The organism is Amphritea atlantica (genome assembly GCA_024397875.1).
Classification (GTDB): Bacteria; Pseudomonadota; Gammaproteobacteria; order Pseudomonadales; family Balneatricaceae; genus Amphritea; species Amphritea atlantica_B.
In genome coordinates this window covers 1,546,332-1,570,452 of sequence record CP073344.1, presented here as the reverse complement: position 1 = coordinate 1,570,452, position 24,121 = coordinate 1,546,332, and the positions used below count along the sequence as shown (strand labels likewise).

Below are 24,121 nucleotides of genomic sequence, written 5' to 3'. Positions count from 1 at the left end.
GCTCTAATCCGTCGTTTTTTTCACACTTATGAGGACTCTGCAAAACGATATAGAGAAAGTATCTTTTTACAGCCCAATTGTTTCAGGTAATAAACAATCCACCCTCAACAATAATCGACCGGGGTTACCCGGTCGAAACTTCAAACAATTGTACAGCGATTAACGCTTTTTACGATTAGCCATATGGATAGCATGGCCGTCGACAGCAAGTGCAGCTTCATGCACAGCTTCAGATACAGTTGGGTGTGCAAATACAGTCAGCTGAAGATCTTCAGCAGTAGAACCAAACTCCATAGCAATCGCAGCCTGAGCGATCAGCTCGGAAGCGATACCACCTACCATATGAACACCCAGAATGCGGTCAGTCGCTTCGTCAGCGATCATCTTCACAAAACCATCGGTATCATCAGCGGCCATCGCACGTCCGGACGCTGCAAATGGGAATTTACCCACTTTAATAGCAACGCCTTCCGCTTTAAGTTCCTGCTCAGTCTTACCGACCCACGCCAGCTCAGGATGAGTGTAGATGATGTTAGGAATTACATCATAATTCATCTGCGCATGATGGCCGGCAATAATATCAGCAACCATAATGCCCTCTTCAGAGGCCTTATGCGCCAGCATAGGTCCGCGAACTGAATCTCCGATAGCATAAACACCAGGCGCTTCAGTACGGCACTGACCATCAACGAAGATGAAGCCACGCTCATCCAGCTTAACGCCGGAATCGTCAGACAACAGGCCCTGAGTCTGTGGGCGACGGCCTACGGCTACAATCAGCTTATCGACAACCAGCTCTTTATCACCTTCTGCATCGGTATACTTAACCGTCACTTCCTGACCGTTAACTTCAGTACCGGTACAACGCGCACCCAGTTTAATATCCAGCTTCTGCTTCTTAAAGATCTTAGCCGCTTCTTTAGCAACTTCTTTATCCGCAAGCGCTAAGAAATCATCCATCGCTTCAAGCACAGTCACTTCAGAGCCAAGACGCGCCCAGACAGAACCCATCTCAAGACCGATAACACCGGCTCCGATCACACCCAGACGCTTAGGCGTTTCATCGATATCCAATGCGCCTGCGTTGTCCAGGATCAGACCATCAGTCAATGGTGCAGGTGGAATATTAACCGGAACAGATCCGGAGGCGAGAATAACATTCTCAGCCGCATGAACAGTGGCAGAACCATCTGCAGCAGTCACCTGTACCTGCTTGCCAGCCAGCAGCTTACCCATGCCCTGCAGCAGGGTAACGCCATTAGCTTTAAACAGACCGGCAATACCGCCAGTCAGGTTGCCAACGATTTTATCCTTGCGGGCAACCATCTTCTTAACATCCATGGTGACATCACCGGTCTGAATGCCGTGCACATCCGCGTGCTGAGTCTTATGGAACTGATGAGTCGACTCAAGCAGCGCCTTAGACGGGATACAACCAACGTTCAGACAGGTACCACCCAGAACGGCTGCACCCTTATCATCCACCCATTTCTCAACGCACGCAGTTTTCAGACCCAACTGTGCAGCACGGATAGCAGCAACATATCCGCCAGGCCCTGCACCAATAACAATTACGTCAAATTTATCAGACATTTATTACCTACCTATCTATTCGTTCTAATAAGGGACCGACTCAGACTTCCAAAAGCATACGTGCAGGGTCTTCCAGAAGGTCTTTAATAGTCACGAGGAATTGTACCGCTTCCTTACCATCAATCATACGGTGGTCGTAGGACAGCGCCAGGTACATCATTGGCAGAATTTCTACCTGTCCATTCACCGCCATTGGGCGCTCCTGGATCTTATGCATACCCATGATTGCAGTCTGTGGCGGATTCAGAATCGGCGTAGACATCAGGGAACCAAACACACCACCGTTGGTGATCGTGAAAGTACCACCCTGCATATCATCAAGACCCAGCTTACCGTCACGACCGCGCTTACCGAAGTCAGCAATAGTAGACTCGACATCAGCCAGACTCATCGCATCGGTATCACGCAGAACCGGTACCATCAGGCCACGTTCCGTAGACACGGCTACACCGATATCCTGATAACCATGGTAAACCATATCGTTACCATCGATTGATGCGTTCACCGCAGGGAATCGTTTCAGCGCTTCAGTGGCTGCTTTAACGAAGAATGACATGAAGCCCAGACGCGTACCATTGTGAGTCTTCTCGAACAGTTCTTTATACTGCTTGCGCAGCTCCATAACCGGCTTCATGTTAACTTCATTGTAGGTGGTCAGCATCGCTGCATTCTGCTGCGCTTCAACCAGACGCTTAGCGATAGTGGCACGCAGACGGGTCATCGGAACACGTTTTTCAACGCGCTCACCAGATGCAATGTTCAGAGCGGCAGCATTATCAACTTTAACCGGCGCAGCAGGTGCTGCAGCTGGCTTGTTCTTGAGGAAGTTAACCACGTCCTCTTTGGTGATACCGCCATTTTTACCGGTACCCGGAATCTGATTGGCATCCAGACCATTCTCTTCAATCAGCTTTCGCGCTGCCGGGCCTACTTTCTCCGCATCGGTGCTGGCAGATGCGTCAGCGGCCGGAGCAGCGGCTGCCGGTGCAGAAGCCGCTGCAGGCGCTGCAGATGCTGCGGCACCCGCTTCAAAGATCGCCAGGACCTCTTCACTCAGAACCGTATCGCCTTCACCCTTGATAATCTCTTTGATCACACCATCAGCAGGCGCAACCACTTCCAATACAACTTTATCTGTTTCAATATCAACGATCAGTTCATCGGTTGAACAAGCCTCACCCGGCTGTTTGTGCCAGGTCGCTACAGTACCGTCGGCTACGGATTCAGGGAAGGTCGGCGTTTTGATTTCGATTGACATGTTTTTTCCTTTCTCAGTGCTACTAACAGGCGCTTTTATCCGGCCTGTTAGCCATTGATTGCTTCATTAACCAGTTTTTCCTGCTGCTCAAGGTGTACAGAGATGTAACCTACGGCAGGAGCTGCGGCGTGTGGACGACCCACACCTTCCAGATGAATCTTGTCATTGTGACGAGCCAGTGCATGGCGCATATGATGCTGAGAACAGTACCATGCCCCCTGGTTCATTGGCTCTTCCTGACACCAGACAACCGATTCCAGGTTAGTGTATTCTTTAATCGCGTCGAACATCTGATGCTCAGGGAACGGGTACAGCTGTTCGATACGGATAATGGCAACATCGTCTTTTTCCAGCTCAGCGCGACGGTTATACAGGTCGTAATAGACCTTGCCGCTACACAGCACCAGACGTTTGACTTTCTTCGGATCCAACTGATCCGTTTCCGCAATCACTGGCAGGAACGCACCTTCAGATAATTCTTCAAGGGATGATACCGCCTGTTTATGGCGCAGCAGACTCTTCGGCGTCATAACCACCAGAGGCTTACGCAAAGGCCGGACGATCTGACGACGCAACAGGTGGAAGATTTGCGCCGGCGTAGTCGGCACACAGACCTGAATATTATGTTCCGCACACAGTTGCAGGTAACGCTCCAGACGGGCTGAAGAATGTTCAGGGCCCTGCCCTTCGAAACCATGCGGCAGCAGCATTGTCAAACCACAGAGACGCGCCCACTTGTGCTCTCCACTGGTAATGAACTGATCAATTACCACCTGAGCACCGTTAGCGAAATCACCGAACTGAGCTTCCCAGATAACCAGAGCATTCGGCATCGTGGTCGCATAACCATATTCAAACGCCAGCACCGCCTCCTCAGAGAGGAATGAGTCATGCAAAGTCAGTCTTGGCTGATCAGCCGCGATATTTCTAAGCGGCTCATACACCTCACCACTGCGCTGATCATGCAGCACGGCGTGACGGTGTGAGAAGGTGCCACGGCCAACATCCTGACCGGTCAGACGTACCGGATACCCCTCAGCCAGAATCGAAGCATAGGCCAGTGACTCAGCCATACCCCAGTTCAGCTCCATGGCACCAACGGCCATACGCTTACGGTCATCGTAGATTTTCTGAACCTGGCGCTGAACCTGGAACCCCTCAGGGACTTCACAGATTTTGGTACCCAGCTCCTGCAGTAGTTTAGTGTCTACCCGGGTATCACACTCAAATGACCACTCATGGCCAAGATAAGGGGTCCAGTCTACAAACAATTCCTGATTCGGTTTCATCACCAGAGAATGGGTTACGTGTTTGCCATCCTCAAGATCTTTGCGGTATTCCTGCTCAATCTGCCTGGCCTGCTCTTCAGTAATCACGCCTTCGGCGATCAACTTTTGTGCGTAGATGTCACGGGTGGATTTCTGTACCTTGATCTGCTTATACATCAGCGGCTGCGTACCAGACGGCTCGTCCGCCTCGTTATGACCGCGACGACGGTAACAGACCAGATCAACCACCACATCTTTTTTAAATTCGGTACGGTAATCAACGGCCAACTGAGTCACAAAGCGAACCGCTTCAGGGTCATCACCGTTCACATGGAAAATCGGTGCCTGTACCATTTTAGCGATATCAGTACAGTATTCAGACGAGCGTGAATCTTCCAGTTTGTTCGTGGTAAAACCAACCTGGTTGTTCACCACGATGTGGATAGTGCCGCCGGTTTTGTATGCACGGGTCTGAGACATCTGGAATGTCTCCATCACCACACCCTGACCTGCAAACGCCTGATCGCCGTGAATGTTGACCGGAAGTACGGTTGTGCCAACAGGATCCAGACGACGGTCCTGACGGGCACGTACAGACCCTTCAACTACCGGTGCGGAGATTTCAAGGTGAGACGGGTTAAATGCCATCGCAAGATGAACTTCACCGCCCCCGGTCATAACGTTGGATGAGAAACCCTGGTGGTATTTGACGTCACCGGAGGTTTCCAGTGTTTTCTTACCTTCAAATTCACCGAACAGCTCCGCCGGGTTTTTACCGAAGATATTCACCAGAGTATTCAGGCGCCCCCGGTGAGCCATGCCGATCACGACCTCACGGGTACCCTGCTTACCAGCACGTTGAATCAGTGTATTAAGGGATACGATGAGAGATTCACCGCCCTCCAGACCGAAACGTTTAGCGCCGGCAAAGCGTGAACCAAGATATTTTTCCAGGCCTTCAGCCGCAGTCAGACGCTCAAGCACCATCATCTTTTTGTCGACATCGACAACCGGATGGGAGCGAACAGGTTCCAGACGAGACTGAATCCAGCGTTTCTCCTGAGTATCAACGATATGCATATACTCAGCACCCACTGTTGTACAGTAGGTTTTCTTGAGATCCTGAATAATCTCTTTTAGCGTCGCTTCTTCTGTACCGAAGAACAGAGAGCCCAGCTGGAATGTTGTATCAAAATCGGCTTCAGAGAGTTCATGGAAGCGTGGATCAAGATCCGGTACCGGTTCACGCTCCATCAGATTCAACGGATCGATATCCGCAGCCTGATGGCCACGCACACGATAAGCATTGATCATCCGCAAAACACGAATCTGCTTCTTCTCATGTTCAGAGCTCTGACCACTGCCTGCAGCAGGTGCCGCACGACGCTGGTTCTTAGCCAGATACAGAAAATGGTCCTGAACCGTAGAATGTGGAACATCTCGGGTCAGATTGTCGCCGACTTTTGGGAGTCGATCGAATTCTTCACGCCACTCCTGAGGAATCGCGTTGGGGTCCATCAGATAGGATTCATATAGCTGCTCAATGTAAGATAGGTTGCCACCGTATAGATGGGCATTCTTCCACATCAGCTCCATTATGCCTTCTTGCATTCTTGATCACCCTGGCTCAGGGGTACTATCGAAGTCCAGGATGCACCACGTCCCGTCCAACTGGCCTGTTCCGGCCGTCCCCTGTTTAGTTACCGTTTATTATTGCTCACGTATATAGCCTGATAGAGGTACAGGTATACGGGGCGTGATTCTACGCTTTTTAAAGCGAGGTTTATATATCAATGCAGAGGGAATTCTAAAAACTTTCCATACAAACAGATATAAGTCTTTTGACTAGTACATAGGTAAAAGTCAAAAAAAAGCGGCTCCCAATGGGAGCCGCTTAGTTTGCAATCAGGTCGCTTGTGAAATCAACATGTTGCGGATCTTTCCGATTGCCTTAGTGGGATTAAGTCCCTTAGGGCAAACATTGACACAGTTCATGATTCCGTGGCAACGGAACACACTGAACGGGTCATCAAGCTCAGCCAGTCGCTCTGATGTTGCAGTATCACGAGTGTCCGCCAGGAACCGGTATGCCTGTAGCAAACCAGACGGACCGATAAACTTGTCCGGATTCCACCAGAAAGATGGACATGCAGTTGAACAGCACGCACAGAGAATACACTCGTACAGCCCGTCCAGCTCAGCCCGTTCCTCCGGCGACTGAAGACGTTCGATAGCCGGCGGCGGGGTATCATTGATCAGGAACGGCTTAATCTTCTCGTACTGCTTGTAGAACTGACTCATATCTACAACCAGATCACGAATCACCGGCAGACCCGGCAGCGGACGCAGCACCAGCTTGTCGTTTTCAACAACCTCAGACAGCGCTGTAATACATGCCAGACCGTTCAGGCCGTTCATATTCATACCATCAGAACCACACACACCCTCACGGCATGAACGACGGTAACCCAGTGTCGGATCCTTATCTTTCAGTAGCTGTAACAGATCCAGCACCATGATGTCCTTGCCACCCGGGATATCAATATGGATATCCTGCATGTAAGGTGCATCATCAATTTCAGGATTATAGCGATATACACTTACCAGCATCGTAACAACCCCTTAGTAAGTTCGAACTTTTGGTGGAAATGCTTCGACTGTCTTCGGAGCAAAGTTAACATCACGCTTGGTGATCTCTTTGGTCTTCGGATCAAACAGTGAGTGGCACAACCAGTTTTCATCATCACGCTCGGTGAAGTCATTACGGGCATGCGCACCGCGACTCTCCGTACGGGTCAGAGCGGCGATAGCCGTCGCTTCAGCAACTTCCATCAGGTTCTCAAGCTCCAGCGCTTCGATACGTGCAGTGTTGAAAGACTGAGATTTATCTTCCAGATGCAGGTTCTCCACACGAGTGCGGATCTCCTTAAGCATCTCCAGCCCCTTCTCCATGCTTTCGCCTTCACGGAATACACCGAAGTAAAGCTGCATGGTTTTCTGAAGATCAGCACGAACCTCAGCAACACTCTCACCACCGGTGGAGTTGTTCAGGCGATTCAGACGCGCCATGGCACGCTCGATATCAGCTTCAGTCGCATTTTCAGCGGAGTAACCGGCTGCCATCTGCTTCTCAATCTGAATACCGGCAGCACGACCGAATACAACCAGATCAAGCAGCGAGTTACCACCCAGACGGTTAGCACCGTGTACCGACACACAGGCTACCTCACCACAGGCAAACAAACCGTCAATGATCTGATCATTACCGTCAGCATCACGACCAATAGCCTGACCACCGACATTAGTGGTAACACCACCCATCTGATAGTGACAGGTCGGAACGACAGGCACAGGTTCTTTAACCGGGTCGGCGTGGGCGAATGTTTTAGACAGCTCACAGATACCCGGCAGGCGAGACTGCAACACTTCCTCTCCCAGATGATCCAGTTTCAGGAACACATGATCGCCATTCTCACCACAACCACGGCCTGCCAGAATTTCCAGCACCATCGAACGGGCAACAACGTCACGACCAGCCAGGTCTTTAGCGTTTGGAGCATAACGCTCCATGAAGCGCTCGCCATCCTTATTGACCAGATAGCCACCTTCACCACGGCAACCTTCCGTTACCAGCACCCCCGCACCCGCTATACCGGTTGGGTGGAACTGCCACATCTCCATATCCTGAGCAGGAACACCTGCGCGCAGAGACATCCCCATACCGTCACCGGTATTGATCAGAGCGTTCGTGGTTGACTGGAAGATACGTCCGGCACCGCCGGTCGCAAGTACAGTGGCCTTAGCTTTAACGTAAACCGTTTCACCGGTTTCGATACAGATAGCGATAACACCAACAACCGCTTCATCTTTATTCTTTACCAGATCAACCGCATACCATTCATTCATGAATGTGGTACCGGCTTTCATATTTGCCTGATAAAGCGTGTGCAGCAATGCATGACCGGTACGGTCAGCTGCAGCACAGGTACGGGCAGCCTGACCACCCTCACCGAAGTTTTTAGACTGACCACCAAAAGGACGCTGATAGATACGCCCCTCTTCAGTACGAGAGAACGGCAGACCCATATGATCCAGCTCAAATACCGCCTGCGGACCTACGGAACACATGTACTCGATAGCATCCTGGTCACCGATATAATCGGAGCCCTTGACGGTATCATACATGTGCCAGCGCCAGTCATCGTTCGGATCAGCACTGGCAATCGCACAGGTAATACCACCCTGAGCAGATACAGTGTGAGAACGGGTTGGAAATACTTTAGTAATACATGCGGTATTCAGGCCACCCTGGGCCAGTTGCAGTGCTGCGCGCATTCCCGCGCCGCCGCCGCCAATAACAATACCATCAAAAGTCAGCGTACGTAGCTTGCTGCTCATCTTACACTCCCCACAGAATCTGAATGCCCCAAACGACGTAGATAAACGTCAGAAGACCACAAGCTGACTGGAACAAGAAACGAATGCCCGTTGGCTTAATGTAGTCAGTTGAGATTGACCACATACCGATCCATGCGTGTGCCGCCATGGATAACAAAGCCATGAGCGTAAAGACACGCATAGCGGTACATTCGAACAGCTCTTTCCACTGCTGATAATCCAGATTCGGACTAAACAGCATGTAACCAATCATAAAGACTGTAAAAGCAAGCAGCACAACAGCAGTTACACGCTGGATCATCCAGTCGTAAAGACCGCTTCGGCCAAAACTTGTAATTGAAGTTACCATATCCATACTCCTGCCAGCAGAATAGAAACAGCAGAGACGACCAGGGTAACCTTGGCAGCCATCTTACCGCTTTCCAACTCTTCAAAATGACCTAAATCCATCACCAGGTGTTTGATACCGGCAAAGAAATGATACAGCAACGCTGAAACCAATCCCCAGGCAATCAGCTTCGCAAAGAAGCTCTCTGTCAGCATCTGTGCAGCAGCTTCAAAGCCCTGTTCAGATTCAAGAGACATTCCAAGTGCATACAGCATAAAGAACGCGCCAAAGAACAGCGCCAGCCCCGTCACACGGTGCAGTATGGAAGTGATAGCCGGAAGTGGCTGTTTAATAGTTCGTAGATCTAAGTTTACGGGTCTTTTCTCGTTCACGGCTCTTGTTCACACTTATGTTAAGCCCAAAATTGCAGGGCCAGGTTGTTAAATGTAGTGTACAAAGACAAAGATAAGCACCTCGGTCCAGCGCCCGCCCCCCATCCCAAAAATGAGGAATGCAAGCTGGAAACGGAGTATACCAGCAAATTGTCGCAATACAATTAATCAACACCCTTTCTAAGTCTATTGTCTAGTGCTTTTCTAACTTAACACCGAAGAAAAACGACCTACAACTAAATGATTATTCAGCTGATTTCGGTTTCCTGATAAGCATCCTTTCAAACACATCAGACCTTTGTTGCACTGCGACAAAAGGAGGCTCGATTGAATTGACAAACGCAATCAACTCTCTATAGTGTCAGGGTCCTATTTCGAGCTAAAACTCATATATTGTGACTATAATAAAAGGGCAGCCAGTGGCTGTAGGTTTAACTGCAAACCCTGCTGTACGTGGCGAACGATCACCCCTTATACAATTTATAAAGTCATTCAGATTAAACAGAAATGATAGGAGCCTATAATGGCTGACAAGAAAGCACGCTTAACAGTCGACGGTATCGACGAGGTTTTTGAATTGCCGGTTTACACCGGAACAATGGGACCTGATGTTATTGATGTTCGCGCTCTGACTGGTAAAGGTATGTTCACATACGATCCAGGCTTTGTTTCTACTGCGGCTTGTGACTCCGCTATTACTTACATTGATGGTGGCCAGGGCGTACTTCTGCACGGCGGTTACCCAATTGAACAGCTGGCAGAAAAATCTGACTACCTGGAAGTTTGCTACCTGTTATTAAATGGCGAACTGCCAACCCCTGAACAGAAAGCAACGTTCATAGCGACAGTGAAAAACCATACAATGGTTCACGAACAGATGAACCACTTCTTTAATGGTTTCCGTCGCGATGCTCACCCAATGGCAATCATGGTTGGCGTTGTTGGCGCGCTGTCTGCATTCTACCACGACTCCCTTGATATCGATGATGCTCATCACCGCGAAGTCTGCGCCTACCGCCTGATCGCTAAAATGCCAACCATTGCGGCCATGTGTTACAAATACAGTATCGGCCAGCCATTCCAGTATCCACGTAACGATCTGGATTATGCAGACAACTTCCTGCAGATGATGTTTGGTAATCCATGTGAAACTTATGTAACCAATCCTGTCCTTGCCAAGGCGATGGATAAGATCTTCCTGCTTCACGCTGACCATGAGCAGAATGCATCAACATCAACTGTTCGCTTAGCAGGCTCCTCTGGCGCCAACCCATTTGCTTGTATCGCATCCGGTATCGCCGCTCTATGGGGGCCAGCTCACGGTGGCGCCAACGAAGCCGTTCTGACCATGCTCAACGAGATTGGCGATGAAGCCAACATTGAAGAGTACATTCAGCGCGCTAAAGATCCTGAAGATTCATTCCGACTAATGGGCTTCGGTCACCGCGTCTATCGTAACTTTGACCCCCGGGCTAAGGTTATGAAGCAGACCTGCGATGAGGTACTGGCAGAACTGGGTATCGAAAACGATCCTCTACTGAAGATCGCCAAGCGGCTTGAGCAGATCGCGCTGGAAGATGATTACTTCGTAGAGCGCAAGCTCTACCCGAATGTTGACTTCTATTCCGGTATTATCCTCAAAGCCGTTGGTATTCCAACCAACATGTTCACCGTAATCTTCGCGCTGTCCCGCACGATCGGCTGGATCTCCCACTGGAGTGAATTCCACAGCAGCCCGAACAAGATCGGTCGTCCACGTCAGTTGTACACCGGACCCGTTAAACGCGATTACCCAGCCAAGTAATCTGCCAAAACCAAAAAAGCCGCTCTTAGAGCGGCTTTTTTATTACCCAGAAAAAGCAATTAATACACCAAGCATTCACTTAATGAATTGTTTTCACCTTCGCAAGTAGTCAATCGCGCTACCGACAGACTAGTATGAGTAATGGACAGCGGGACTTAATCCATAATCTGCCACAGGTGAATGCTATGCGCCTTCCTACCCCGATATACGAAAGCATACCCTACCTCTGCTTTGCCACATGTTTACTGCTGGCAATTTTGTACAATCAAAACTCTGGAATACTTCTGACAGCACTAGTGCTCTACCTGGTCGGCAGTTCGATCTGGATTATGCGCTCAAATTATCGCCGCCGGGATCGGCGTGAACACCGACTCCTTGTCAGCCAGATAGCCCGGGGTAACGTCGAAGGCTACACCCCCGAATGGTTTTACGAAGGCCTGCCCTTTTTCTATCTTGCAGGCGGAGCAATCTGCTATACCCTGATAACAAACCCACTGGGCTTTGTCAGCGGCACCCTGCTGGTACTGGCAGGACTGATCGTGCTCAGAATCAGAATACACTGCCGACACGAACTTAAAACACCACCCTACAATGCATAAAAAAGCAGCGGCCGCACATTAACGCGAAAACCACTGCTTTTTTTGTGAGTCAGATTATTAATCTGAAAATAATACTACGAGGCGACAGCCCGCAGAATCCGAATCAGCGAGAGACTTCAGTCAACCGATACGGACTCGATATTATGAATCGACAGATCCGCACCGTTAAACTCCTGCTCCTCATCCAGCCGAAGACCCATGACAACTTTAATGGCGCCATAAACGATCACACCACCAACCACCGCGATCACTATCCCCAAAACAGTACCAATAACCTGCGCAGTCAGACTGACACCGCCCAGACCTCCCAGAGAGACCGAACCGAAGATACCCGCCGCAATACCGCCCCACGCACCGCAAAGCCCGTGTAATGGCCACACACCCAGCACATCATCAATCTTCCAGCGATTCTGCACCACGGTAAACATCCAGACGAACAGCCCCCCAGCAATACCCCCGATCATCAACGCACCAATTGGATGCACAATATCTGAACCGGCACATATCGCCACAAGACCCGCCAGAGGACCGTTATGGATAAACCCGGGGTCATTCTTACCCAGCAACAGTGAAACGATAATACCGCCAACCATCGCCATCAGGCTGTTGACTGCTACCAGACCGGAAATACCATCCAGCGTCTGCGCAGACATCACATTAAACCCAAACCAACCGATACTGAGGATCCACGCACCCAGCGCCAGAAAAGGAATATTCGAGGGCGGAAACGCAACCAGCTTTCCGCCTCTGTAACGCCCTTTTCGGATACCCAGCATAATCACTGCCACCAGACCGAGCCAGCCACCCACGGCATGAACCACCACGGATCCGGCAAAATCATGGAACGCCGCACCAAACGAGGCCTCCATCCAATCCTGAATACCATAATTACCATTCCAGATAATGCCTTCAAAAAACGGATAGACAAACGCAACGATCAGGGAAGAAGCGATCAGGAAAGGCCAGAACTGCGCCCGCTCAGCAATACCACCCGAGACAATTGCCGGGATCGCCGCAGCAAAAGTCATCAGAAAGAAGAACTTCACCAGTTCATAGCCATTCCCCTGCGCCAGGGTCTCAGCATCCTGAAAGAAGGTAACGTCGTAAGCGACCCAGTAGCCGATAAAAAAATAAGCGACTGCGGAAAATCCGAAGTCCGTCATAATTTTAACCAGCGCATTGACCTGGTTCTTCTGACGGACGGTACCCACCTCAAGAAAGGCAAACCCGGCATGCATCGCGAATACCATGATGGCGCCCATCAGGATAAACAGCGTATTTGAACTCTGGACGAGTGTTTCTACGGCACTATTAACGCTTTCCACGTAAATCTCCTGCAAACTTACGCACCTTTTTAATGCCAACAACCATAATTGGCACACTATTGGTGCGCTTTTTAGTTATTTGAACAATCCTGAATCCGGCATTGGTCGCCTGCATCAACCATATAGATAAGCCTGAGCTAAACCCAGCCATTCTTGCTCCAGAAATGTGCGTATTTATAAGCAGGTACTATGCCAATACATAATTCGCACCAATTAACAGCAGGTCATCCGCACCAAAAAAAACCACCTCGCGGTGGTTTTAATTAGAAGCGGCTTTTCGGGCTGCTGATACGCTCAAATTAAAGTGCTGAGATCTCGAAGCAGTGATGAATCTTACTGCTGCGCTTAAAATCAAGATCGATCGTTTTACGGGTAATGTCCACCACCTGATAACGCTCTGACAACTGAGGATCAATTTTAAAGCGCCGATAGTTATTGGAAAAGATCAGCTTACCCTCCGGGCGCAACAATCCCATCGCCAGATTGATCAGCTCAACATGATCTCGCTGAACATCCAGAACATCATGCATCCGCTTAGAGTTAGAGAACGTTGGCGGATCCAGGAAGATCAGATCATAGCTTTGTCCTTTCTGACTCTTTAACCACTTGATACAGTCCTCCTGGACAAAGTGGTTACGTGCTTCTGAGTAGCCATTTAAAGCGAAGTTCTTCTTAGCCCAGTTAAGATAGGTCGCCGACATATCAACACTTGTGGTTGACCGGGCACCGCCCTTAGCGGCATGAAGTGATGCGGTCGCGGTATAGCAGAACAGATTAAGGAAGTCCTTCCCCTTCGATTCTTGCTGAATCTGCAATCGCACCGGACGATGATCCAGAAACAAACCGGTATCGAGATAGTCTTGCAGGTTAACCAGAATACGACAGCCACCTTCGGTTATATCGATGAAATTCGCAGTCTGATCCTGTTTTTCATACTGACTTGTACCCTGCTGACGACGACGCTGTTTCAGAATGACATTGGCTGCCGGCACCCCCAGCACTGACGGCAGCACAGCAACAATTTCCTGCAAGCGGGCAAACGCTTTAACCATATCAACACTTTTAGGCGCCTGATATTCCTGCACATGTACCCAGTCGTTGTAGATATCAATCGCGGCAGAATACTCCGGCAGGTCGGCATCATATAAACGATAACAGGTTATATCCTGACGCTTTGCCCACTTACCCAGTTGCTTCAGATTTTTCTTCAACCGGTTAACCAGCATCTGCGCGCCATCACTTAATTCGACCGGCGCAACATCTGTAACGGCAGGTTCCCGGGCATCAGGTTCAGATTTGGCAGGCCTCTCAGGCACTTGAAGCTCAGCTTCTTTTCGTGCCCGGATATTAAAGATTTGTAACTGACTCGGAATCGCACCGTTATATAACTTATAGGTTTTATCCGATGCCAGCTTCATCATCCGGCAGAGCTCTGGATTACCGGTAAACACCGCCCCTTGCCAGCCGGCAAATTCAGCTTTAAGGCGCTCCCCCAGATGCTGATAGAGGAAGAACAGCGTTGGCTCATCTCCCAGACGCTCACCATAAGGCGGATTCGTTACCACCAGACCCTGGGCGTCTGTGGCCGGACGTGTCAGTCGCGATAGCTCCCGGCGCTCAAGGTGAAGCAATGACTCTACACCGGCTCTGCGGGCATTATCCCGCGCAATATTGAGTACTTTTGCATCCGCATCGAAACCTTCAAAACGGCTGCTGACAGCCTTCAGGCCCGTAGCACGACGCGCCTGAGCTTCTTCAATCAGGGATTTCCAGAGTTGACTGTCGTGCTGTGTCCAGTAAGTAAAGCCATAATCACGTCGCAGCAGACCCGGAGCGATATCGGCAGCCATCAACGCCCCCTCTATCAGCAATGTTCCCGAACCACACATTGGATCAAGCAAGGCCTGCCCCTGAGCAGCCTTCTCCGGCCAGCCACAACGGTAGAGCAAGGCCGCAGCAAGGTTTTCTTTCATCGGCGCAGAGCCGGACTGCAGACGATAGCCACGACGATGAAGACTATCCCCGGATAGATCAACGGCGATCGTTGCCTCACCACGCTGCAGGTGAACATTGACTCTCAGGTCCGGCTTCAGGCGCTCAACAGAGGGACGACGCCCGGTTTCATCACGGATCTGATCGACAATGGCATCCTTAACCTTTTGCGCCCCAAAGCGACTGTGGTTAATACCCTCGGACTGCCCCGTAAAATCGATCGTCAGAGTCCCTTCAGGACGCATATGCTCAAGCCACTTGAGTTGCTGCACTCCCTGATAAAGCTGATCGGCGGTTTCTGCCGGACAGCGGTGCAATTCAAGTAAAATACGATTGGCTACCCGTGACCATAAACAGGCGCGATAGGCCGCTTCCAGCCCGCCTGAAAAGTAAACACCCGCCAGGGTTTGTTTAGGTGCTTCAACATTCAGGGCCTGAAGCTCATCAAACAGTACAGGTTCCAGCCCTTTTGGACAGGTAGCAAAGAATTTCATACTCGGGGAATACCTCATTTAAGAACCGGCATATTAACGGCAAACGCTTTTAAGACCAATGGCTAAGATCCAATTTCAAAAAAAACTACAGTAAAGTGAATATTTTTCATTGAGGTCTGGTTGTTTCAAAACCCTTGTGCAAGCTATTGAAGTAATGCTCTTTTTGCACTTGCGGTTATGACATTTTTATTAAAAATCGATTCTTGATACTTTTTTTTAATTACACACCCTATTCCATTTGCGCCATTGTGGATTTCTGTGAAGTTCATATTTTAACCAGTCAACACATAAACCACAGGAGCAATTGAGTCACAGTAACCCGGATTACTGAGACGGCAGGGAAACAGAAAGTGTTATGAGTTTGCCTTGTAACCACCTTTCGCACCAATGGCCGTGGTATCAGTAATTTGCCTGAAAATATTAAGAACTAAATAGAGGCGTCTTTATGAAGAGACAAAAACGTGATCGTTCTTCAGTACTTTTCAATCGCGGCTTTACAGCCGGACTCGTAGGCAAATCAAAAGACGAGTGCCCAGTAACAATCGGAGACCTCAGAACCCAGTGGATGAGTGGGTGGCGAGAAGGTCGTGAAGCACACTGGAATGGTCAGTCGGGTGTCTCGGCTATAAACATTAATCCATCTTTGCATTAACCGAACCACCGAAAATTAATTAAAGTGGAAAGAACATAATAGGAAAGGCTCCCGAGGGAGCCTTTCTGACATCAGTCGTTTAGCCTGCCGCCCTATTTGCCGGATCCTGCCTTGTCTGTCACACCTTTCTATCAAGCTCAGCAATCGCTTTTACTGACTCAGAGACCAGCTCAGGGCCACGATAGATAAAGCCGGTATAGACCTGAACCAATGAAGCGCCAGCTTCAATCTTTTCTGCCGCATCAAAACCATTCGTGATACCGCCGACACCGATAATTGGCACTGCGCCATCCAGTTCACGGGCCAGGATACGGATCGCCTTGGTCGCCGCATTGCGCACCGGTACGCCACTCAGCCCCCCCGCTTCCTGCGCGACCGGCGAGTCTTCGACACCCGCACGGGACAGGGTTGTGTTAGTGGCGATCACACCATCTATCTCATATGACTTGAGTGAAGCCGCAACCAGGGCAAACTCCTCTTCGCTCATGTCTGGTGCAATCTTAACTGCAATCGGTACATATTTTCCGTGCAACTGAGCCAGTCGGGCCTGCTCGGTTTTCAGCGCTGCCAGCAACTCATTAAGCGAGTCTCCGAACTGCAATGTACGCAGCCCCGGTGTATTCGGAGAGGAAACATTGACGGTTATATAACTGGCCTTGTCGTACACTTTACGCATACAGATCAGATAGTCGTCAGTGGCTTTCTCGACCGGAGTATCAAAATTCTTACCGATATTGATTCCCAGGATGCCATCGTAACGGCTCTTCTCAATATTTTTCAGCAGCGTATCAACGCCCTGATTATTGAACCCCATACGATTGATAATCGCCTGACGCTCAGGAATCCGAAACAGACGTGGTTGAGGGTTACCCGGCTGCGGTCGTGGTGTCACAGTGCCTACTTCTATGAAACCGAAACCCAGCGAAGCCATACCGTCAATTGCGATACCGTTTTTATCCAGCCCCGCAGCAAGCCCGACCGGGTTTGGGAATTTAATCCCCATCACCTCAACCGGCTGACTGATTGTCTTGATACGAAAAAGTGAGTTTAATCCGATACAGGACATCAGGTTGAGACTGTTCAGCGACAGGTCATGGGCCGTTTCAGGGTCGAGCTTAAACAACAAAGATCGGGCAGCTTGATAGAGCATGGGATACCACAAGTAAAATTAAAGTGCGGGCATTATATGCAAAGCGGCAGGCGCTGTAAAAAAATCAGAGCCGTTCGATGGAACTGAATTTTCCCGCGTCAGTATATGAGATACGAAAACTCCCCTGAATTCCATTATGTAACAGATAGGGCTGCAACAGAGATGATGGAAATCGGACCCGCCGTCCATCACGACTGGTTGCCACAACGTCCCTTGCCTGCTGCGTATAATGAGCCAGATACTGCTCCTGAGTTAAACTTATATCGACGATTATCTGTTGCATAGGCTGATTTTGCAGGAAATACTCTTTATAGAAACTCAAGTTCAACGCTATTCTACTGCCCGCTCAGGGACGACGCCAGCGATAACCATCTAACCCCAGTCGCCCGCCTTAATTCCATTCTGCGAACCGCCAAATACCGGCAACCGACGCACCGGAACAGTGCTAAAACAACAGTTTATATCTATATAAAAGTTATCCTTTTGACCCGCTTTTCGGTTATGCTACTGCCACTGCAGACGTGGTATCTATTGGTACGGGCGTCTCTCTCTGCGAGCAACAGCAACAACTACAATCAGTCACAAGAGTAACCCGTAATAAGAGCTCTGGAGCCGGGTAGTAACCGGAGATAAACCCACTTATGTCGCATATGATTCACCATACCCGCTACCTTATTGCCGGTTTAATTGTACTGTTTACCTCCCCGGCCTGGGCACAGCTCAATGTTTTTCCTGACCGCTTTGCTATCACCGAGGGTGAAACCATCCAGCTCACGGTTGAGGTGGATCAGCGCACCTCAATCCGTCCGGATTTCTCACCACTGACCCAGGATTTTCACTTCCTCGGCAGCAAGCAGATGACGGTCTCCAGTTACGCCAACGGCGCCAACCAGAACATAACCCGCTGGAAAATACTCCTGCGGCCGCGTCGGGCAGGCGACCTGCAGATTCCAATGCTTCAGCTGAATAACGAATACAGCCAGCCGCAACTTATCACGGTAGAGGGTATTGCCGGGGCTGCCGCACTGATCAGCAACGATGCATTTTTGGAAAGTTCGGTAGACAGTAACGAGGTTTATCAGAACAGTCAGCTGCTTTATAGCGTCAGACTGTTCCATATTGATGAGCTGCCCCCCATGTCGACCCTGTCAGAACTGGTCATACCCGGTACCAGGACGATCCCCCTCGGTGATACACAGTTGTATAGCCGCCAGATGAAAGGCCAGACCTATCAGGTAACCGAGCAAAGTTACGCCATCTTTCCGCAACAGAGCGGCCTGCTGACAATTCCTTCAGCACACTTCAGTGCTGGTCCCGGGACCCCGGAGATGGATACTGATCCGATCTCTGTCGATGTATTACCTCGCGTATCTCAGGCAATACGTGGCTACTGGTTACCCGCCAGCAAGATAACCCTTGAAGATCTCACCGATGATGACAACAATCTGGTGCTGGGTGAAAGCCTGATACGGACCCTGAAAATCAGTGCCGAGGGGCTGCTGGCTGAACAACTGCCCGCACTGATGCCACTGCGTAATGAACTGGCGCAGATCACCGTTGAGGATGTCAGTCTGGAACAAAGAGTCACCGCCAAAGGGGTGATCAGCAGCCGTACGGAAACCATCCGTATCAGCCCTGCCGAGCGGGGTGAAGTGACCCTGCCAGAGATCATCATTCCCTGGTGGAATATCAATCAGGATAAAAGTGAAAAAGTCAGCTTAGCCCAGGTGATCCTCAGAGTTGAACCACCTTCTGAATCAGCACTCTCTCCCACAGTCACTGAGATGCCCGAAACAGAGGCTACGGTTAAACCGCTCAGTCCCCCCGTTGCCCCCTCCGACAGCAACAATATGCGTTTACTTATCTGGTTGTTAACCGCGATAGCCGTGATCTCCTCTCTGGGCTGGCTCTACAGCCACTCAGCTCAGCGGCGCAAAAATCTTGATATACACAACGCTGAGACTGGCGAGGTGGATGCTAATTCAGATACGCCATACCCTGCGTCGCGGAAAACCGGGCGGCATGAGAACTCCGCTCAGGAAACAATTAACACACGACTACAGAACGAGCAAAAGGCCTTCAACAATGCGATTGAAGCCTGTAACAGGGATATCCCGCTTGAAGCCCGATTGTTGATTCTGGACTGGGCAAGACTGTTCTGGCCAGGCACTCAGTTCTCTGACAGTCTCGATCTGAGTGAGCTCAACAACAGTAAAACACTGGAGTTGCTGCTGATTGATATGGAAAGCTATATCAGCGGCACTGAAGCTGATCAGTGGTCCGGAGATCTGCTGGCGCAGGCGCTGACACATATTAGGGAAAACCAGCTGACAGAGAGTAAACATGCCTGAAACAACCTCGGCTGTTAGCAAAGAGCCAGTGCGACAGTATAGTTAGTCGGCGGGCTCCAGTATCTGATTCAGAGCCGTTTTCAGATCAGGAAAAGCGAACTTATAACCGGCCTTAAGCAACCTGTCGGGATAGACTTTTTGGCCCTTAAGCAACAGATCGCTGCCCTCACCCAGCATAAGATCAATGACGACTGCCGGGACCCTCAGCCAGCAGGGTCGCGATAAAACAGCCGCCAGCTCCCGACTGAAAGCTGCATTGGTCACCGCATCTGGGGCCGTTAGATTATAAGCACCGTGAAACGCATTATGGGTGAGCATCATACAGATAACCTCAACCTCATCATCCACATGAATCCAGGACATCCACTGATCGCCTCTGGCGATCGGCCCGCCGAGACCCAGCCTGAACGCAGGCAGCATTTTTGCCAATGCGCCGCCGTGGCCCAGTACCACACCGGTTCTGATCAGGCATACCCTGACGCCCATCGTCTCAGCCCTGAGCGCTTCACTCTCCCAGCGTTGACACAACCGATGGCAATAATCGTCAACGATCTCACCATGTTCATCCAGCAACAGATCATCCGTACGACAGCCATAGAAACCGATAGCGGAACCACTGACCATCACCTCTGGTGCATGCTCAAGACGCGTGATCAGCGACATAATATCGGCAGTTGTTTTAATCCGGCTGTCGATTAATGCCTGTTTACGCTTTTCACTCCAACGCTTATCGGCAATCCCCTCCCCGGCCAGATTGATGATGCCGTCGATCTGCTCATCGTTGCTAATCTGATCAAGATCGGTAATCACTCTGACCGAGGAGCCAAACAACTTTCGGGCTTTGGTCCCGGAACGGGTCAGAACCACCGGTTCATGGCCGTACTCCAGTAATCGCGGAATTAAATGACGTCCAATAAAGCCGGTACCACCACTGATCAGAACCTTCATTTAGATCTCCTCAAAGGCATTGCAATCAAAGCTTTCTGTCTCTATAAACATAGTCCAGTGATAATTTAACAGGAAATAATTATGTTCACCGGTATTGTTCAGGGTACAGCTACGGTTATTACGACAGTCATGAAGGATCAGTTCATGCAGCTGACGCTGGAGTTTCCGCTCCCGCACTGTGACAACCTTCAAACCGGTGCCAGTGTGGCAATCAATGGTACCTGCCTGACCATAACCGCATTCAGCGCCAACCAGATCAGCTTCGACCTGATTATGGAGACCCTCAGAGTAACCAACCTGGGAGAACTCAAACCGGGAGACCAGGTTAACTTTGAACGGGCCGCCCGTATCGGCGACGAGATTGGCGGGCACCTGTTGTCCGGACATATCCATGGCATGGCAGTGATCGATCAGATTGAACAACCTCAGGACAACCGTATCGTATGGTTTGAAGCGGAGCCGGCGTTAATGAAATATATTCTGCCCAAAGGGTTTGTATCACTGAACGGCTGCAGCCTTACCATCGGAGAAGTGAAGGACAACCGTTTCAACGTCTATCTGATACCCGAAACCCTGAGCGTGACTATTTTTGGTAAAGCGTCAGTGGGAGACCGGATTAACCTTGAAGTCGACAGCCAGACGCAGGCGGTGGTGGATACCGTAGAGCGGTATATGCAGCAAAGAGATAGCTAAAATCGTAGTTCGTTGCTTATCCAATCAGCACAAATGTTTATTGTAGGAGCGGCTTCCAGCCGCTCCTATCAAGGCAAAAAAGGCTCTTCCCAACAACGGCCAAATCGTCCCTTTTGTAACGTTAGGACTACGAGCTCCTGATTCATTTACGACCAATTGACCACCGGTAATCGCCTATCGTTGACTCAGGTCAGCCTGTCATCGGCAGGGTTCGTTTTAGAATCACTCCTCTATGATTCATTTTTAAGCCAAAAAAAGTATAAAAACTATCAGGTTTAAAGCTGTAAGGAGCCTTTCTTGAACGCACCCCAACCGATCGAGAAGACTGCACGTAAGTTTATGTCCGGTAATGAAGCGGTGGCACAGGCCGCCAGAGATGCAGGTTGTTCAGTAGCGTCCGCCTATCCGGGTACACCTTCGACCGAAATTCTTGAGTTTATCGCCGCCTACCCCGACATCTATACCGAATGGTCGATCAACGAGAAAGTCTCGCTGGAAGTCGCTATCGGCGCTTCTCTGGCAGGCTCCCGCGCACTTTGCGCAATGAAACATGTCGGCGTTAATGTGGCATCTGATGCGCTGATGACCCAGACACTGATCGGAGCGGTTGGTGGGCTGGTGCTTGTTGTTGCCGACGATGTCGGCCTCTCCTCCTCGCAAAATGAACAGGACTCACGTTACTGGGGGCGGTTTGCTCACATCCCGGTGCTGGAACCCTCGGATGCTCAGGAAGCCTATGAGATGACCCGACTGGCCTTCAGCCTTTCGGAACAGTTTGACGTACCGGTCATGGTGCGCCTGACCACCCGGATCTGCCATGTAAAAGGGGTGGTGGTGAACAGCCCGGTGGAAGCCTATGAACGCAAGAACTTCACCAAAGACCCGGCACGCTATGTGATGGTGCCCGGTAATGCCAGAAAAAGAATCCCTCTGATGATGGCCCGGGACCAGAAACTCAGCCAAGCCAGCGAGGCACACCCACTGAACCGCATTGAAAGTGGCAGCGAGGACTGCGTCGGCTTTGTCACTTCCGGTGCTGCCTACTTCCATGTCAAAGAGGCCTACCCTGATGCGCCGGTCTTTAAACTGGGATTCAGTCATCCGGCGCCGATCGAAAAGATTCGTGAGTTTGCTGCAACCGTCGCCAAACTGGTCGTCGTGGAAGAGGTGGAACCACTGCTTGAGACCGAGCTTCGGGCCGCTGGGATCACGCTCTATGGCAAAGATGTTCTGCCAAGAATAGGCGAACTGGCACCACAGGTACTGACGCCCTGCATCGATAAGCTGTTGGGAAAACCCTGTCAGGATACACTCATTGAGACCACCGGATTGTTTCCCCGACCACCAACCCTGTGTGTCGCCTGTCCTCACCTGGGGATCTACTACTGCCTGTCCCATATCAAAAACACCATCATCGCCGGTGACATTGGTTGCTATACACTGGGAGCCGGGCACCCATGGAATGCACTGGATACAACCATCAGTATGGGGGCCTCACTCAGCGTAGCTCAGGGCATTGATAAAGGCCGCAGTGAAGCAGATCAGAATAAAAATGTGCTGGCAGTCATCGGCGATTCAACCTTTATGCATATGGGCATGCAGGGACTCCTGGATATCACCTATAACCAGGGTAACGTCACCGTCCTGCTGCTTGATAACCGCGCGGTGGGAATGACCGGGGGACAGAACGCCCCCTCCTCCGGTCTGAATATCCACGGCGAGCCAACCATGCAGGTTGATTTCCGTAAGCTCTGCGAAGCACTCGGGGTTAAACCCGAGCGGATTCACGAGGTCAATCCTTACGAACTGCCGACCCTGTTCAAAGCGCTGCGTGAAGAGGTCAAAATCAAAGAGCCGTCAGTGATTATCACCAATCAACCCTGTGTGCTGACCGAACGCTACAGCAAACTTCCGCCGCTGAAAGTGGATGAGGACAGATGCACCGGCTGCAGTAACTGTCTCGATGTCGGCTGCCCGGCTATTCTGGTACAACGCAGAGAGACGGTAATCAAGCCCAACGGCAGAGAGAAGCAGCTGGCGTTTGTGAATATCGACACGGCGGTCTGTACCGGCTGTAACCTGTGTACCAACACCTGCGCACCCGATGCAATTATACCAGCATTCAATATTGATAAGATCAATGCCGTGGAGGTTATCTGATGACGGCTAAGAAAAATTCCGCAGCAGGGAATACCGGCGTAGTAACCAACATTCTGGTGGTAGGTATTGGCGGACAGGGAATAATGACCGCCGCCGATGTTCTGTCGCAGGCAGCCCTGGCACTGGGGTACGATGTTAAGAAGACCGAGGTTGCCGGCATGGCCCAGCGCGGGGGCGTGGTTACCTCCCATGTACGCTTTGGCGAAAAAGTGTTTTCACCTGCTATCAGGCCCGGTGATACTGATATGATGATCGCCTTTGAACCGGCTGAAGCGCTGCGTTGGCAAAGCCACCTGAAACCCGGCGCAGTTGCTATGGTTAATGATTATCCGCTCAAACCGCCGGTTGTTTCAATCGGCCTCTATGATTATCCCGAAGCGCCGCTGGTTCAGTTAGCACAGAGCTCAGTTAAACTACACCATTTCAATGCCGGAGAAGCCGCGATAGAGCTGGGCGACCGGCGTCTGGTTAACTCGATTATGCTCGGCGCGATAGCCGATCATCTGCCCTTCCCTCCGGACATTCTTGAGCAGGCACTGCTTAACCGCTTTCAGCGTAAAGGTGAGGCACTAACAGTACTAAACCGCCAGGCATTTACGCTGGGACGAAGGGCTTTTAATAAGAACAACTATTCAGAAACAGCCTGATCAGTGATCACAAACACGCTGGCATTTTCTTATCGCCCCATTGCGTAAAAAGAACAGCGTTCTACAATA

Annotated in this window: 20 protein-coding genes; 7 read left to right on the top strand and 13 right to left on the bottom strand. The window is 50.5% G+C overall.

Annotated features, from left to right (window positions below; all coding sequences use genetic code 11):
• Positions 1–159: 159 nt before the first annotated feature.
• From lpdA to sdhC, 7 genes are all read right to left on the bottom strand, one after another.
• Entirely contained in the window at positions 160–1,593 is a 1,434-nt protein-coding gene (gene lpdA, locus KDX31_07075; GenBank protein UTW04753.1) for a dihydrolipoyl dehydrogenase, read from the bottom strand.
• Positions 1,594–1,633: 40 nt separating this feature from the next.
• Complete coding sequence (odhB, locus tag KDX31_07070) at positions 1,634–2,851, bottom strand: 2-oxoglutarate dehydrogenase complex dihydrolipoyllysine-residue succinyltransferase (GenBank protein ID UTW04752.1); 1,218 nt, start codon at positions 2,849–2,851, stop codon at positions 1,634–1,636.
• 47 nt (positions 2,852–2,898) lie between these two features.
• On the bottom strand, positions 2,899–5,730 hold the full coding sequence (locus KDX31_07065; protein UTW04751.1) for a 2-oxoglutarate dehydrogenase E1 component: 2,832 nt from the start codon (positions 5,728–5,730) through the stop codon (positions 2,899–2,901).
• Positions 5,731–6,024: 294 nt separating this feature from the next.
• A complete protein-coding gene (locus KDX31_07060; protein ID UTW04750.1) occupies positions 6,025–6,729 on the bottom strand; it encodes a succinate dehydrogenase iron-sulfur subunit in 705 nt (234 codons plus the stop codon).
• 12 nt (positions 6,730–6,741) lie between these two features.
• Positions 6,742–8,517, bottom strand: coding sequence for a succinate dehydrogenase flavoprotein subunit (locus KDX31_07055; protein UTW04749.1), 1,776 nt, complete (start codon positions 8,515–8,517; stop codon positions 6,742–6,744).
• Position 8,518: 1 nt separating this feature from the next.
• Positions 8,519–8,866 carry a succinate dehydrogenase, hydrophobic membrane anchor protein gene (gene sdhD, locus KDX31_07050; GenBank protein UTW04748.1) on the bottom strand — a complete coding sequence of 116 codons (348 nt, stop codon included), beginning with the start codon at positions 8,864–8,866 and terminating at the stop codon, positions 8,519–8,521.
• The gene (gene sdhC / locus KDX31_07045; GenBank protein ID UTW04747.1) at positions 8,860–9,237 is read right to left on the bottom strand and encodes a succinate dehydrogenase, cytochrome b556 subunit; all 378 of its coding nucleotides are present in this window, start codon (positions 9,235–9,237) and stop codon (positions 8,860–8,862) included. The genes sdhD and sdhC overlap by 7 nt, the downstream gene beginning before the upstream one ends.
• Before the next feature lie 523 nt (positions 9,238–9,760).
• Between sdhC and gltA the strand changes: the two genes are divergently transcribed.
• Both gltA and KDX31_07035 read left to right on the top strand, forming a co-directional pair.
• On the top strand, positions 9,761–11,041 hold the full coding sequence (gene gltA, locus KDX31_07040; protein ID UTW04746.1) for a citrate (Si)-synthase: 1,281 nt from the start codon (positions 9,761–9,763) through the stop codon (positions 11,039–11,041).
• 185 nt (positions 11,042–11,226) lie between these two features.
• A complete protein-coding gene (locus tag KDX31_07035) occupies positions 11,227–11,640 on the top strand; it encodes a hypothetical protein (GenBank protein ID UTW04745.1) in 414 nt (137 codons plus the stop codon).
• Between the two features lie 116 nt (positions 11,641–11,756).
• Here the strand turns inward: KDX31_07035 and KDX31_07030 are convergent, their stop codons facing one another.
• The 3 genes from KDX31_07030 to rlmKL form a co-directional block, all read right to left on the bottom strand.
• The gene (locus KDX31_07030; GenBank protein UTW04744.1) at positions 11,757–12,965 is read right to left on the bottom strand and encodes an ammonium transporter; all 1,209 of its coding nucleotides are present in this window, start codon (positions 12,963–12,965) and stop codon (positions 11,757–11,759) included.
• On the bottom strand, positions 12,952–13,116 hold the full coding sequence (locus KDX31_07025; protein ID UTW04743.1) for a hypothetical protein: 165 nt from the start codon (positions 13,114–13,116) through the stop codon (positions 12,952–12,954). Before KDX31_07025 ends, KDX31_07030 begins: the two co-directional genes overlap by 14 nt.
• A 148-nt stretch (positions 13,117–13,264) precedes the next feature.
• Positions 13,265–15,451: a bifunctional 23S rRNA (guanine(2069)-N(7))-methyltransferase RlmK/23S rRNA (guanine(2445)-N(2))-methyltransferase RlmL gene (gene rlmKL, locus KDX31_07020; protein UTW04742.1), complete on the bottom strand. Its 2,187-nt coding sequence runs from the start codon at positions 15,449–15,451 to the stop codon at positions 13,265–13,267.
• A gap of 445 nt (positions 15,452–15,896) precedes the next feature.
• Here rlmKL and KDX31_07015 point away from each other — a divergent pair, with 445 nt between their 5' ends.
• Positions 15,897–16,103, top strand: a complete 207-nt coding sequence (locus KDX31_07015; protein ID UTW04741.1) for a ribosome modulation factor — start codon at positions 15,897–15,899, stop codon at positions 16,101–16,103.
• Positions 16,104–16,221: 118 nt separating this feature from the next.
• On the opposite strand, the gene KDX31_07010 is transcribed toward KDX31_07015, so the two are convergent.
• Together KDX31_07010 and KDX31_07005 are read right to left on the bottom strand one after the other, a co-directional pair.
• Positions 16,222–17,253 (bottom strand): quinone-dependent dihydroorotate dehydrogenase, encoded by a 1,032-nt coding sequence (locus tag KDX31_07010; GenBank protein UTW04740.1) that lies wholly within the window; start codon positions 17,251–17,253, stop codon positions 16,222–16,224.
• Between the two features lie 64 nt (positions 17,254–17,317).
• Positions 17,318–17,536, bottom strand: a complete 219-nt coding sequence (locus tag KDX31_07005; protein UTW04739.1) for a DUF2835 domain-containing protein — start codon at positions 17,534–17,536, stop codon at positions 17,318–17,320.
• A gap of 358 nt (positions 17,537–17,894) precedes the next feature.
• On the opposite strand from KDX31_07005, the gene KDX31_07000 reads away from it, so the two are divergent.
• Complete coding sequence (locus tag KDX31_07000) at positions 17,895–19,604, top strand: BatD family protein (GenBank protein UTW04738.1); 1,710 nt, start codon at positions 17,895–17,897, stop codon at positions 19,602–19,604.
• Between the two features lie 42 nt (positions 19,605–19,646).
• Here KDX31_07000 and KDX31_06995 read toward each other — a convergent pair whose 3' ends face one another.
• Complete coding sequence (locus KDX31_06995) at positions 19,647–20,552, bottom strand: TIGR01777 family oxidoreductase (protein UTW04737.1); 906 nt, start codon at positions 20,550–20,552, stop codon at positions 19,647–19,649.
• A gap of 81 nt (positions 20,553–20,633) precedes the next feature.
• Between KDX31_06995 and KDX31_06990 the strand changes: the two genes are divergently transcribed.
• From KDX31_06990 to KDX31_06980, 3 genes are all read left to right on the top strand, one after another.
• Positions 20,634–21,245 (top strand): riboflavin synthase subunit alpha, encoded by a 612-nt coding sequence (locus KDX31_06990; GenBank protein ID UTW04736.1) that lies wholly within the window; start codon positions 20,634–20,636, stop codon positions 21,243–21,245.
• Between the two features lie 297 nt (positions 21,246–21,542).
• A complete protein-coding gene (locus tag KDX31_06985; protein UTW04735.1) occupies positions 21,543–23,405 on the top strand; it encodes an indolepyruvate ferredoxin oxidoreductase in 1,863 nt (620 codons plus the stop codon).
• Positions 23,405–24,052 carry an indolepyruvate oxidoreductase subunit beta gene (locus KDX31_06980; GenBank protein ID UTW04734.1) on the top strand — a complete coding sequence of 216 codons (648 nt, stop codon included), beginning with the start codon at positions 23,405–23,407 and terminating at the stop codon, positions 24,050–24,052. Before KDX31_06985 ends, KDX31_06980 begins: the two co-directional genes overlap by 1 nt.
• Positions 24,053–24,121 lie beyond the last annotated feature (69 nt).

Bases quoted from the DNA above. Each gene is read 5' to 3' on its own strand.
- KDX31_06980 (UTW04734.1), top strand. From the start codon at position 23,405: ATGACGGCTAAGAAAAATTCCGCAGCAGGGAATACCGGCGTAGTAACC.
- rlmKL (UTW04742.1), bottom strand. From the start codon at position 15,451: ATGAAATTCTTTGCTACCTGTCCAAAAGGGCTGGAACCTGTACTGTTT.
- KDX31_07065 (UTW04751.1), bottom strand. From the start codon at position 5,730: ATGCAAGAAGGCATAATGGAGCTGATGTGGAAGAATGCCCATCTATAC.
- sdhD (UTW04748.1), bottom strand. From the start codon at position 8,866: ATGGTAACTTCAATTACAAGTTTTGGCCGAAGCGGTCTTTACGACTGG.
- KDX31_07025 (UTW04743.1), bottom strand. From the start codon at position 13,116: ATGGCTGGGTTTAGCTCAGGCTTATCTATATGGTTGATGCAGGCGACC.
- KDX31_07015 (UTW04741.1), top strand. From the start codon at position 15,897: ATGAAGAGACAAAAACGTGATCGTTCTTCAGTACTTTTCAATCGCGGC.
- gltA (UTW04746.1), top strand. From the start codon at position 9,761: ATGGCTGACAAGAAAGCACGCTTAACAGTCGACGGTATCGACGAGGTT.
- lpdA (UTW04753.1), bottom strand. From the start codon at position 1,593: ATGTCTGATAAATTTGACGTAATTGTTATTGGTGCAGGGCCTGGCGGA.
- KDX31_07055 (UTW04749.1), bottom strand. From the start codon at position 8,517: ATGAGCAGCAAGCTACGTACGCTGACTTTTGATGGTATTGTTATTGGC.
- KDX31_07035 (UTW04745.1), top strand. From the start codon at position 11,227: ATGCGCCTTCCTACCCCGATATACGAAAGCATACCCTACCTCTGCTTT.
- KDX31_07000 (UTW04738.1), top strand. From the start codon at position 17,895: ATGTCGCATATGATTCACCATACCCGCTACCTTATTGCCGGTTTAATT.
- KDX31_07005 (UTW04739.1), bottom strand. From the start codon at position 17,536: ATGCAACAGATAATCGTCGATATAAGTTTAACTCAGGAGCAGTATCTG.
- KDX31_07010 (UTW04740.1), bottom strand. From the start codon at position 17,253: ATGCTCTATCAAGCTGCCCGATCTTTGTTGTTTAAGCTCGACCCTGAA.
- KDX31_06995 (UTW04737.1), bottom strand. From the start codon at position 20,552: ATGAAGGTTCTGATCAGTGGTGGTACCGGCTTTATTGGACGTCATTTA.
- odhB (UTW04752.1), bottom strand. From the start codon at position 2,851: ATGTCAATCGAAATCAAAACGCCGACCTTCCCTGAATCCGTAGCCGAC.
- KDX31_07060 (UTW04750.1), bottom strand. From the start codon at position 6,729: ATGCTGGTAAGTGTATATCGCTATAATCCTGAAATTGATGATGCACCT.
- KDX31_06990 (UTW04736.1), top strand. From the start codon at position 20,634: ATGTTCACCGGTATTGTTCAGGGTACAGCTACGGTTATTACGACAGTC.